Source organism: Paenibacillus sp. 2TAB26 (genome assembly GCF_052115145.1).
Lineage (GTDB): Bacteria > Bacillota > Bacilli > Paenibacillales > Paenibacillaceae > Pristimantibacillus.
This window is the reverse complement of sequence record NZ_JBFRGC010000004.1, coordinates 122,195-135,338: the sequence shown is the minus strand read 5'-3', so window position 1 is coordinate 135,338 and position 13,144 is coordinate 122,195. Positions and strand designations below refer to the sequence as shown.

6 protein-coding genes are annotated in these 13,144 nt (G+C 44.9%); all 6 read right to left on the bottom strand.

The window, feature by feature from the left end:
- Positions 1-100: 100 nt before the first annotated feature.
- The 6 genes from AB4Z50_RS05090 to hflK all read right to left on the bottom strand — a co-directional run bounded on the left by AB4Z50_RS05090 (position 101) and on the right by hflK (position 13,085).
- Positions 101-1,741: a response regulator transcription factor gene (locus AB4Z50_RS05090; protein ID WP_441876466.1), complete on the bottom strand. Its 1,641-nt coding sequence runs from the start codon at positions 1,739-1,741 to the stop codon at positions 101-103.
- A gap of 20 nt (positions 1,742-1,761) precedes the next feature.
- Positions 1,762-3,477, bottom strand: coding sequence for a sensor histidine kinase (locus tag AB4Z50_RS05085; RefSeq protein WP_076267448.1), 1,716 nt, complete (start codon positions 3,475-3,477; stop codon positions 1,762-1,764).
- Positions 3,478-3,692: 215 nt separating this feature from the next.
- Positions 3,693-5,165: a glycoside hydrolase family 53 protein gene (locus tag AB4Z50_RS05080; RefSeq protein ID WP_441876462.1), complete on the bottom strand. Its 1,473-nt coding sequence runs from the start codon at positions 5,163-5,165 to the stop codon at positions 3,693-3,695.
- Positions 5,166-5,366: 201 nt separating this feature from the next.
- Complete coding sequence (locus AB4Z50_RS05075; RefSeq protein ID WP_441876459.1) at positions 5,367-10,874, bottom strand: glycosyl hydrolase 53 family protein; 5,508 nt, start codon at positions 10,872-10,874, stop codon at positions 5,367-5,369.
- Between the two features lie 277 nt (positions 10,875-11,151).
- On the bottom strand, positions 11,152-12,018 hold the full coding sequence (gene hflC / locus AB4Z50_RS05070; protein WP_076267445.1) for a protease modulator HflC: 867 nt from the start codon (positions 12,016-12,018) through the stop codon (positions 11,152-11,154).
- Positions 12,015-13,085 (bottom strand): FtsH protease activity modulator HflK, encoded by a 1,071-nt coding sequence (hflK, locus tag AB4Z50_RS05065; RefSeq protein WP_441876455.1) that lies wholly within the window; start codon positions 13,083-13,085, stop codon positions 12,015-12,017. Before hflK ends, hflC begins: the two co-directional genes overlap by 4 nt.
- Between the last annotated feature and the right edge of the window lie 59 nt (positions 13,086-13,144).

The window sequence follows — 13,144 nt, the reverse complement described above, 5'->3', positions numbered from 1 at the left end:
AATCCCCCTCATGATTATGTTCTACATGCTTAATTATAGGCTTAGGGGCAATTTCAGCCTATGACACAAAGCGAACATATCAGCACCTTTTACAACCACTTTACTGTTCGCGAAACTCCTGAGGTGTCATACCATAATATTTTTTGAACGTTTTGCTAAAATATTGCGGATTCTGATAACCAAGCTCACTCGTTATTTCATATATTTTTTTGTTCGTATTTTTCAGCAAATAAAGCGCCCGCTCCATCTTCATTCCGATGATCCATTCACTTAAGCTTTCTCCCGTTTCCGCTTTAAATACTTTCGAGAGATAAACCGGATGAAGAAACACGCGATCAGCAATCGTTTTTACAGTCGTATCTAAGCTAAGGTTGTTCGCAACAATTTCCTGCACCTGCTTAACGATAAAGCTTTTGGAGCTTTCCTCCTTCACTGAAAGCACGCTTTGCAGCTTATGCAATACACCAATTGACCAATCCTCCAGCCGATCAGGCGATAGTACAACCGTTTGATCCAAAATAAAATCGATACCCAGCTCATTGATTTGGGATACGTATTGGCCCTGTCTATGCGTAATATACATAAAAGCATTGGTAAGCGCTAAATATACCTCGTATAGATGCTCTCTTGAGAATCTTGTATTTTTCAAATCGGCAAAAACATCTTTAATTTTCTGCTCTACCGCATCCCAGCGCTTCGACTCCAGCAAGGTTATCATCGTAGGCGGCTTATATAAGCTTTCCATCGATTTAACAAAAGTGTTATCCTTGCCCGAGCGATCCTCCAAATAATGAATAGAGTGCTGCTCTTCATTTGCAATCATGAACATCGCTCCTAGGCCTGAACGATACGCAGTCGTAATCGCACTTGGAAACTCGAACCAATCCGTAACGACAATGGAGATATCTCCTTTGAGATAGTTGCTCACATTTGTACGAAGCTTCTTGGTTGCTTCGGCAAGTATCGTTTTACGTAAATTGCGGCTTTCCACACTATATTCTGACTTCTCGCCTGCTTCCGTTTTAGGCTGCGCCATAATAAGCAAATATTCATGCGGAGCTTTGCAATGCCATACATGAAAGTGCTGAGCAAACGACTCCTCCGCTATATTCCCTACGGCAAACTCCATAAGTGAGGAAGAGCTATAATCCAGATGTGAAAATTGTTTGCCCAGTTGGACGAGCATCATGACAGTTGGACGTTCTATCTCAAGAGAAATTTCGTATTGCGCCAGCTTCTCTTTAATCGTCTTTGGCGAAAGCTGTCTGCCTAATACCAAGTCGACCATAAAATTGGCGCGCAGCACCTTGAAATCAGATTTGCGATCATACAGCAGCTGTTGATATTTCTCTGCCTGCTCCCATTCATCCTTTAACGCTTCGATTGCTCCCGATATCGTTTTCACAAATTCATCATCATTTACCGGCTTTAATATATAATCAAATGCTTGCAGCTGAACGGCCTTTTTGGCGTATTGAAAATCAGAATGTCCTGTAAGCAGAATGCATTTGATGTTAGGCCAGCGCTGGCTGATCTCTTGAACGAGCTCAAGCCCGTTCATTTCCGGCATCGCAATATCGGTAACGACAATATCTATCGAGTTTTCTTCAAGAAGCTCCAGCGCTTCAAAGGCAGATGTCGCTTGATACACGCTTTTTACGCCAATCGAGAGCCAGGGAATGGTCTTCTCCAAGCTTCCCGTAACGTACGACTCATCATCAATCAATAAAATTTCAATCATTTGAAAACCCCTTTTTTTATCTAGCTTGGTGACCAAGTAATCGTGACTTTTAGACCTCCAAGATTTGAAGATGAGAAGCTAACCCCTGCTGATCCGCGAAATCTTAAGTGCATGCGCTGATGAACATTCCATAACCCGCAGCCCATTTGCTCATCCATTTGATTTTGCATTTTGTGCTGAAGAATAAGAATATCCTCCATGCTCATCCCCTTGCCGTCATCCTCTACGACAAGCCGTGCTCCTTCTTCATGCCACTCTCCCGTTATTTGAATAATAGATGCATCCGTCCATGCCTCAATACCATGAATAACTGCATTCTCAACGAGCGGCTGCAGCATCAGCGGCGGAATTTCAAGATGGCGCATATCCGCAGGCAAGCTGATCGAATACTGCAGTCGCGGCATGCGCATTTTTTGAATTTCCAAATAGCTGGTCACAAAATTAATTTCCTCTGACATCGCAACAAGATCGCGTTCCTGCCTTGTCGTATAACGGTAATAGTTGGACAAATGATGCGACATGGCAACGACTGCTTCATTCTTTTCAAGCTTGGCCATACTCGAGATGAACGAGAAGCAATTATAGAAGAAATGCGGATTAATTTGTGATTGCAGCTGTTTTAAACGTGCTTCCCGCACATGAATTTTTTCCAAATATACCGTTTCAAACAGCTCTTGAATTTGAGCGACCATTAAGTTGAAGCGCGTATAAAGAAAACCAAACTCGCTCCTGCCACGCGGCTTCATTCGAACCGAATAATCACCATTTTTCAGCTTCTGAAACCCAACGATGAGATGCTTAATAGGAACCTGTACCTGCGCATATAAAAGATAAGCAGCGATGCAGCATAACAGCAATAAGCCTGCCAAAGATACATAAAATAATTGATTCGTCTTTTGAATAGGCCGAATGATTTCGGAAATCGGAATATAATCGATCAAATGCCAACCAATCGTTTCTGATTTCACAATATTGACCAAATATTTTTCCCCGCCCAAATCAATCGTACGGCTTTCCAAGTCCTGAAGCGGCTGTTGCTTCAACAAATGGATCACGTTGTTCGTCAGTTCCTTATCTGCCGAGCGATTATAAATAACGCCGACGCCTTCCAAATAATAAAATGGCTCTCGGCGGCCATCGCTCTTGAACTTGTCCAGCATATCTTTAATGTTCGAGCTGTCGAACTGCACCTCAATGACCAGGTTCGAGCTGCTTGGGTCCAAGTAACTGGAATACGGTGTTACCGCATAACGAGAGAAAACAAATTCATTATTTTCAGCGGCCTTCACTTGCCAGCCAGGCTTTAATCTTTTTTTCAAATCGGCGTCGTCATAAAGCACAACGTCATTATCCGAAATATCTCTATGGAGAATCGGTGAATAGATATGAAGGCTGCTTCGCCATTTCGATGAATTTTGCTGAATGGCCAGCTTCGTTTGAATTCTTTTGATCAAAGTAATCATGCCCAGACTCAGCTCCGGCATTTCCGTAAAAATATCGCGAAGCGACGAAATATCTGGATCCTGTATTAATAAGTCCGGCCATAGGGCCATCGAATCAATGCTTGTATTGACTTGATTTTGAAAGAATAGGAGCTGATTCGTGTTCGACTTGTTAAGCTCCTCGCCAAGAATGTCGGTGCTAGTCTTATTAGAGTAGAAGTAGAGCAGCATAATCGGAACCAGCATAATAATAATTAGAGCAACGATTTTAGTAAATAAATTAATTTTAGGCATATTGCTTTGCACCTCTGCTGGATGTCATTTGGGCTGCTGCTTAAAAATCATTTTCTTCCTCTTCACCATACGTGGACATTCCATTCAATTCAACCCGTAAAATCGAAATGTATGTTATGTTTTTACAACTACTTTATTGCACAACATTTCTATTCTTTCAAAAAAAGAACCAGAATATCGGTTTTTACTCCGACATCCCGGTTCTTTCGTTTACGTTAATTGTTATATTTGTACGCAAGCATGGAGGGCAGCGCGTTTCCTTCAAAATCAAACAGCGTCGTGTTATCAACCACATTAGGAGCATCCTTCTGCCAGCCTACGCCTGGTACATAAATCATGACGGGGTCCCAGTAGAGCACGCCAAGGCATCTTCCCCCGTCTACCAGCTTAATGCCGTTCATCAGAGAATACATGAAATCACGTTGACCTTCTGGCGTACTCTCGTACGGCTCTGGCCCATTGTTCTCAAGCTGACCTCGCATGCCGGCACCCGTAACCGCGCTCCAGTTAAAACCCGCTTCCATGAGCAAAATATCCTTATCAAATCTGGCGACCAGCTTATTGCAAAAGGCTACTAGCTGCTGAACCGATGCCTGTGTCCAGAACGGATAATAGGATGGTCCGATAATGTCATAGGGAACGCCATACCGCTCGCAATTGCCAAAAAACTGCTCGTATTTCTCATCCTCAGTCGCGCCGTCCAAATGAATAACGACCTTGCTCGTTTCAGATACTTCCTTCACCGCTTGATAACCTGCCTTTAGAAGCTCAGCCAGCTGCAGCCAATTCGCAATAGCACCATCGGGATAACACATGCCGCCTTGTATTTCATTGCCAAGCGATACATACTCAGGAGCTGTTCCTTGTTCGACCAAACGCGTCATAAAGGCTCGTGTATATTGATATAAGGCTTCTCTCAGCTCCGCAAAAGAAAGTCCTTCCCAGCTATGGGGCTTGTGCTGAGCTAAACCATTTGTCCAATAATCACTGTAATGGAAAGAGAATTGAATTTGGAATCCCATGTCCTTCGCTCTTTTTACTAAAGCGAGCGTTCTTTCCTCGTTCTGATAACCTCTAGCGTCCAGCTGATTCGAAGGCCAGTAGTCTTTGTTTCCAGGATCATTATATAGTCGAATCCGAACAATGTTATGCCCGTAAGCTTTCAATATTTCAAGGCCGTCCATCGGTTCATGATGATCTTTATAAATACCGCCGTTTTCCTCAATCCGCGGCATCTCGGAGATGTCCCCGCCCTTCAGCAGCTCATAAGCCTCATCACTTTTCACAAGCTCAAACGATTTCACCTTACACCAATTCTCGCCGTTCCCTTCGGTAAAGAGACCAATGGTGCACTTTCCATCCCTTACTTCTATGCCTCGTATAATGACAGGTATCCACTCTGATGATACTGGAAGACTTGTTATTCGAGTCTCACCACTTACAGCCTCCGCAAAAATATAGCAGGTTTGTTGTCCTCCGCTGTTTTGCGTCAATGCTGTCAATGTATAATAGCCGTTCTCAAGCTTTTCAATAGTCCTAGACGCCGCTGAGCAATAAGAAGCGGTATGTTGAAGCATAAGATACTCAGTAGATGACGGATGATCCTGCTGGATGCCCTCTGCGACTTGATTGCCGTTAGAAAACAAGCTCCAGTCAGCCTGTTGGTTTGTCTCAAAAGAAAAATACATCATATACCTCCGATTTCATTCGTAATCGTTCTTTGCTATCGTATCAAACCGATTCCACGCCATACAGGGCATATTCACAACATATTGGTTGCTATTTCAACCATACGTTTGATTAGGCATGATGAGTGAACGATCAAACGGTTTTTTAATACAAACAGGGCATATCCATCTAAGGACATACCCTGTTTGTTGTCTAACTAATTAATGGACAGAATACATCATTTGAAACAATCTTTCTAAAATAACAGCAGCCTGTGCTCTTGTCGCATGGCCTTTTGGTGCAAATACACCCTGCCCGACTCCCTTGACTAAACCGGCCTGCTGCATCTGTTGAATAGCTTCTGCGGCATAATCAGCTATTTGCGCTTGATCAGCAAAAGCTTCAACGTTTGTTAGATTACTCAGCTTTACGTTGATTGCTTTTACAGCACGGTACATCATAACAGCCATTTCTTCACGGCTTATGACATCATGCACACCGAAGCTGCCGTCATCTTTGCCTTTCACAATACCGAGCTTTTGAGCGTTTATGATTGCTTCTGCATACCATGCTCCTTCTTTAACATCCGAGAAGCCTGGTCCATCTCCCTTAGCTGCTGTATCCAAAATCCCCATTAACATTTGCAGGAATTGTCCTCTTGTTACGGCATCTGTCGGCTTAAAGGTTTGATCCTCAAATCCGCTTATGATGCCTCTTGCCGCAAGGAACTCAATACTCTGCTGTGCCCATCCGGCCTTAGCTAGATCGGTAAATGAAACAGCCTTGTAAACCGCTGCATATTTGCTGAAATGCGATGGACTAAAAGTGATTGTCGCCTTCGCAGCATCATATATCGCGTTTTTCACTATTTCCAGCTTACCATCCTCGTTGATGTAATAAATAACTATGTTATGAGGCTCTTCTCCTTGACGCAACGTATAAGGAAGTTCGATGATGACCTTGTTCTTATCAAAATGAGGAACTTTCACCCCATCGACGGTAAGATTAAAATCATAAACCGTATGGTCGCCTACAGCCTTCTTCACTTCATTGGATAAGTCTGAAGCATCCACTTTAGCAGCTGAAAATTGTACGTTGTTTGATGCTGAGTTGATTACATCCTTGAACAGGTCAGGTGCGAACGAGATCGTTGCAAAGCCAGTTTTGAAAATCACCGCTTGCAGTCCTTCATTTGCTAACTCTGTCATCTGCTTTGCAGCCATATTCGCAATGATGCCTAAAGCTCCCGTTGTCGGCATCGTGGTTACTGTGATTGAATGATCCTTATCATTCTTCAGTCCTTGCCTCAAATCAACATTCACCGCCTGCACTGTTGGTGTAGGCTGCGGTGTCACCGGTGTGGCCGGTGTCGGTGTTGGCTCCACCGGCGTCGTTGGTGTTGGTTCTGGATCCACTGGTGTCGTCGGCGTTGGTGACAGTCCCGCTTCTGCTTCCAGCACAATCGTTACTCCAGATGTCACCTGCTTATCGGTAACAGCCACCTCAGTTACTGAGCTCGTGATATAGCCTGCTTTACTCACAGCAATAGAATAACCTGATCCTTGCGGTATATCTGACAAGGTGAATTCACCTGCAGCACTCGAAACCGCCGCATATTCTACTCCTTTAATGACCGTTTTTATGGCAGCATCCGCCAGCTTGTTGCCCGCTGCATCCTGCACTTCACCGCTGATCGCACCGGTTCCTTCACCTAGAAAACCTACTGCAACCGCATCAACTAAAGCCCAGTTTCCTGCATTCGCGTTTGCGTAGAAGCCAAGCGTCAGCTCCCCGCGCTCTACCTTCACAACCATGCTGAATGGCGTCATTACATTTGTTTTCGGAATATTTAGACGTGCCAGTTCACCTTTCGAGTCCTTTGCGTACATATAATATTCCTTCTGCTCACCGCCATTATAGAACGATGCTGAAACCGTATAATAACCGTTTGCAAGACCTGTAATCGTCTGATTAGCATCCGATTCATAGGCTCCAGCATGCCAAAGATTTAGAACATAACTTCCTTCCTTAGGATTATCTTTCGAAGCAAAGGTTGCATTTGCTGTTCCCGTTATGTTCCATCCTGGAAGAGTGTATTTATCGGCACCCTGCTGCTCAAAACCAGCATTGATTAACGGTATTTTCGCAGCTAAAATGATGTTGCCAGCTTTTGTTGTCTGACGAGTCTTAACATCAACCGCTGAGGCCGAGCCGTTTAAATATCCTTCTTTGCTTGCCGAAACGGCGTAACCATTGCCGCCTAATACATCAGCAAGTACATATTGTCCCGCTGCATTCGTCTTTGCGGTATAGGTTTTCTCACCCATAACTGCAATGACCGTCGCATCTTCAACAGGCGAGTATGAGCTGTCTAATACGATACCTGTTATCGCCCCAAGATTATTCAATAGCGTCAAATGAACATCACTAGTCGTTTCGCCAACTTTAACCGAAACAGGGGATGACTCTGCATTTAAATAACCTGATTTTATGGCAACGACCTTATAGTTGATTCCCGCAGGTATGTTCACTAGTCGATATTCACCAGCTGCATTGGTCCATGCGGAATACACTTTTCCTGCTGCAGCAACGCTAACCTGCGCTTTATCGATTGGTGCTTTGTCACTTCCAATGATTGTACCTGTTATCGTGCCTGAATTTAATGCTAAAGATAAATCAATCGACGCAGCCGTCGACCCAATTGCTACCGAAGCGTTGACAGCTCCCTCACTAACATAACCTTCTTTAGCAGCCGTCACAGTCACATTTGGAGCAGCAGGCAAATCTGCAAGCGTATACTGACCTGAGCTATCCGTAACTACGCTGTATATAACGCCATCAATGATCGTACTTACCTTCGCATCAATAACCGAATTATCGTTTTGATCCTTAACGGTTCCTGTAATAGCGCCGCCGATCATTGCAATATTCTGATTCGACGTGAAAGCTCCCGGTTCCATGAGGTTAACGGAAATATTTCCGCCTTCATACCCGCTTTTTACAGCTGTAATCGTATAGGCTTTGCCGATTGGCAAATCCGGAATGAAATAGTTCCCAGCTGCATCCGATTTTGTCGTCAGCATCGTACCATTTACATCAACAGCTATCGTCGCATGAGCGATGCTTTTGCCAAGCGCACCTCGCACAACACCCGAAATATGTCCAAGCGTCGACCCTTCCGTATTTTGCTTGTAGGCATCATGAGCGGGCAATGCTTTGCCATCAAAATCAAACAAAGTCGTATTTGACACCACGTTCAAATCGGGTTGATCGTCAATCTCTTTAATTGCCCAGCCTACACCCGGCACAGCAATCATAATCGGGTCCCAATATAGATCGCCGATAACTCTGCCATTATCTACGCTCTTCAGACCGTTGAATAAATTAATCATAAATTCTTTTTGCCCTTGTGGAGAGCTCGTATCTGCTGGGTATGGTCCGTTATCGTTTAGCTGGCCAATTGTGCCATTTGGCAGCGTGGGATTCCAGTTATATCCAGTCTCCATAATCATAATATCTTTATCATATTTTTTGCTGAAATAATTACAAAACGCTACGATTTGTTCAATCGTGTCATCCGTCCAGAACGGATAATAGGACGGTCCGATAATATCATAAGGGACCTCTCTTGCCTCTATCTCATCAAAAAAGTTTTCATATTTGCTCGTGTTGCCTGCGTCATCCAAATGYAGAATGACCTTTGAGGTCGGAGAAGCCTTCTTAACCTCTTCCGCTCCGGCTTTAAGGAATCTTGCTAGATTAGCCCAGCTCCCTCCAGACGCTCTGCCGTAAGGAAACAAAATACCCGATTGCATTTCATTGCCTAACGACACGAACTCCGGCGTCGTGCCTTGGTCTACCATTGCTTCCATAACATCTAACGTGTATGCACGCAAAAGCTCCTCCAGCTTAGTCACCTTTGCAGCATCGTCTGCCAAATCCTTAATCGCCGTTTGCCATGCGTTAGGGATATTATGCGTAGCGCCGTTCGTCCAGTAATCGCTATAGTGGAAGGACAATTGAATTTGCAAACCTGCAGCTTTTGCACGTTTGGCAAGCTTCAGAATGTCCGCCTTATCCATAATGCCTGCTGGACGGTAATAGCTGCCGTCGCCATGGCCTTTGCCCGGTTCATTATAGACGCGCAGACGTACGATATCGTGGCCGTTTTCTTTCAACAGCTGAAATAAATCCTTCTCATTCCCTTTGCTGTCGTAAAATTTGCCGCCTTGCGATTCTACATAAGTAAGCTCTGAGACATCGCCGCCTTTGAGAAATTTGTACGGCTGGTCATCCTTCACCAGCTCGACAAAATCAAGCTTCGTCCAGTTGCCTGCTTTTGCATCTGAGAATAAACCGATCGTCGCTGTTCCATTCGTAACCTGAATGCCGCGCAAATACACCTTTGTCCAGGTGCTGCCGATCGGTACCGCAGCTCTCGCCTCCGAGGTGCCATGGTCACGGGCGAATATGTAGCTCGCATGCTGGCCACCGCCATTTTGCGCCCATGCTGTCAGCGTGTAATACCCGTTCTCTAGTCCCGTAATCGTCTGGGAGGTAGTCACCTTATAATCATGATCAGAATAATGCGTTAAGCCATAGCTGCTTAAATAGCCCGGTGCTTCCGTATAGGAAGCGTCCATATCGCCTTCCTCTGACCAGGAGCTGATGACCTGAGCTGGTTCTTCCGCTTCGAAGCCCTGATTGCCAATCGCTACGCCAACAGGCTCCAGCTGGGCTTCCTCTTCTTTAACCAGTGAAATCAGATCGACACCAAGCCATTTGTCTGCAGCTCCGTCTGCATAAAAGCCGATCGTAACCTGATTATTTTCAATAACGACTGGTAAACTAATTTTGGTCCACGAGGATGAGCTGACCGGAATATTCACCTTCACTTCTGCTCTTCCTGTGTTTTTCGCGTACATATAGCTTTGTGTAAAGCCGTCGCCTCTTGCAAGCCAAGCCGATAACGTATAGGTACCGTTCTCCAGTCCCGTTGCGGTCTGAAACGTATCCGCTGTATAAGCGTTAGCGCTCCAGTAGTTCAGACGCTTCGCGCCGCCATTCTCAGGAGTCCAATCTTTAATAGAGATAGGCGTCTCGCTGCCTTCTGGTCCAAAGCTCGTCTCCCATCCTGTTAAATCCTGCTCAAAGCTCGTATTTTCAAGAGCTCTTGCCGGAGCAGCTTCATCCAAGACGAGCGTAATCAAATCAACGCCCATAAAGTTGTTTGCATTGCCATCCGCATAAAAACCAAATGTCAGCTGGTTGTTTGCTACGACTAATGGCATGCTGATTTGTACCCATGTGCTGCTTTCCGGCACATTTGCTTTCACTTCTGCAAGTCCCGTGTCTTTGGCATACATATAGCTCTCATTAAATCCTGCTCCGCGCTCTACCCATGCGGATAACGTGTAGGAACCATTTTTCAAACCAGTAATGGTCTGATGCGTGTTAGCTGTATAAGCTGACGCGCTCCAATAATCTAATCGTTTGGTACCGCCTCCGGTTGGAATCCAGCTTCCCTGGATCGTAATCGGCGTCGTTCCTTCAGCCGGTGTAAACGATGTATTCCACGAAGCAAGATCACTCTCAAAGCTTCCGTTTGGCACAATAATCGGCGTGCCTGCGGCATAAACTACAGGCCTATGAACACTTGTAAACAACCCCAATACGATACAAAACATAACCAAAATACTAATGCCCTTTTTACTGCTTCTTCTACTCAATTGGTTCACCCCTTCATCCCTGTTATCGATCCCCTGCGTCAAACACGAACCAAATAAAGCGCTGTCATTTATGGCAATGAAAATCGCTTTATGAGATATTACCTCTTTACTTTAAAGGATTTGAAGTATACTACAAGCAGTACAAATGCAATATTTATGCAGGTTTGATAGCCTTTTCTATGCAAAAAAACAGCATTTTGAGTTTTAACTCTCAAAATGCCGTTAGCTGGCCTTTACAAAAAGAAATCCCCAACGCTGAGGCGAAGGGGATTTCCGGTTATTGACCTAATAATATTTTTGCATAAGGTGAATCGATAGGCATCATAATAACTGGCTCGTTTTTCAACGTCGTCGCATAGCTCTCCAACGTCCGATAGAAATTGTAGAACTGCGGGTCGCTGCCGTATGCTTTGTTATAAATAACGGCTGCTTCACGCTCGCCCTCAGCGACGATTTTTTTGGCATCAGCCTGCGCTTGCGCTAATAGCTCCGTAGCTGTACGATCCGCTTTGGAAGTAATTTTTCGCGACTCCTCATCACCTTCGGACAAGTAGCGTGCTGCGATCGATTGACGATCTGAAATCATCCGGTTGTATACGCTTTGTTTGTTTTCTTCCGGCAAATCGGTACGTTTAATGCGAACATCGATAACCTCAATACCATAATTATCACGAGTCAACGCAGACACAACATCCTTCGTAATCTCATCGTTAATATTGCCGCGCGCTGTGTTCTCACTAATGATATTATCGTAATTAACCTCTGATAGCTTACGGCGAACAGAGTTGTACACGGCCTCATCGATCCGCTGTATACCGCCGCTGACCGACTGCACCGTTCTTAAAAACTGTGATGCATTTGTGATGCGCCATACCGTATAATTGTCTACTACGATCGGCTTCTGATCCTTCGTTAGAATCGTCGTCGGCGTGCTTTCATATGTCATTTGATATTTCGGCAGCGTCGATACGTTCTCAATAAACGGAAGCTTAAATTTAAGGCCCGGCTCTGGCACAGCTCTCATCGCTTCACCAAATCGAAGCACAACCTTATATTCGCCTTCCTTCACGATATACATCGAGCCTGAGCCCAATATGACAACAACCAACACAACAATAATTGTTAACCATTGGTTTCTTTTCATTGTGCGTCACCTCCTTGCGGAGCTTCTGTGACTGGCGGCGGCGTTGTTACCGGCGGAGTCGTCGTGCTGCCGCTACCGCTGCGCAGCAATTCATTTAGCGGCAAATAATTTACGGTATCGCTGTTCGAATTCGTAATAAAGATTTTCGCGTTGGGCAATATTTTTTCAAGCGTCTCCAGCACCAAACGACTTTGGGTAACATTCGGATTTTTTTTGTACTCGCCGAATATCGCATTAAACTTGGCAACGTCACCTTCGGCGTTCAGAATCCGAGATTTCTTCTGTCCTTCGGCATTTTCAAGAAGCGCCTGCGCCTCACCGCGCGCTTTCGGAATACGGTCATTCTCGTACTTCGCAGCATTATTAATTTTTGTGTTTTTCTCCTCGCGTGCATTCGTTACCTCACGGAAGGCCTCAGCCACTTGACCGCTTGGCGGCTCGATATCCTGGAACTTAATATCAATGATTTGTATGCCCGTTTTGTACTTGGACTGCAGCTCAATCAGCTTCTCCCGAACCTTGTCTTGGATGACTGTCTTACCGTCAGTAATGGCGTAATCAAGCTTCTCCGAGCCGATTACTGCACGAATCGAGGAGCTTGCTGCATTTCGCAGAAACTGCTCCGCATCGGAAATATTGTATAAGTAATCATGAATGTTGCTTATCTTCCATTGTACAACTGCATCCGCGGAAACGATGTTTTCATCACCCGTGATCATCATCGCTTCATCATCATTTGGAATGGCTTCAGAGCCCACTTGACGATAACCGATATGAATCCGCTGTGTCAGCTCCGCTTTTACAATTTTGACATCTTGAATTGGATAAGGCCATTTGAAATGCAAACCTGCTGAAGTTTCATTCGAATACTTGCCAAAGGTTAAAATGGCTGCCCGTTCCTGCTCCTGTACTGTGTAAAAGGAGGTTGTTCCTAAATAAATGACGATAACTGCGGCGACGATACCGAATACGATTTTTTTAACCGTACTTGGCTTTAGCTCTGGCGGCCTTCGACCGCTCATACTGTGATTCTCGCCTAGGTTCTGATTTTGATCTGTAAAGCTCAAAGAAATCTCCCCTTCCAAGCATCTTTTATATGGCTATAGGGGATAATACGCGAAAACGA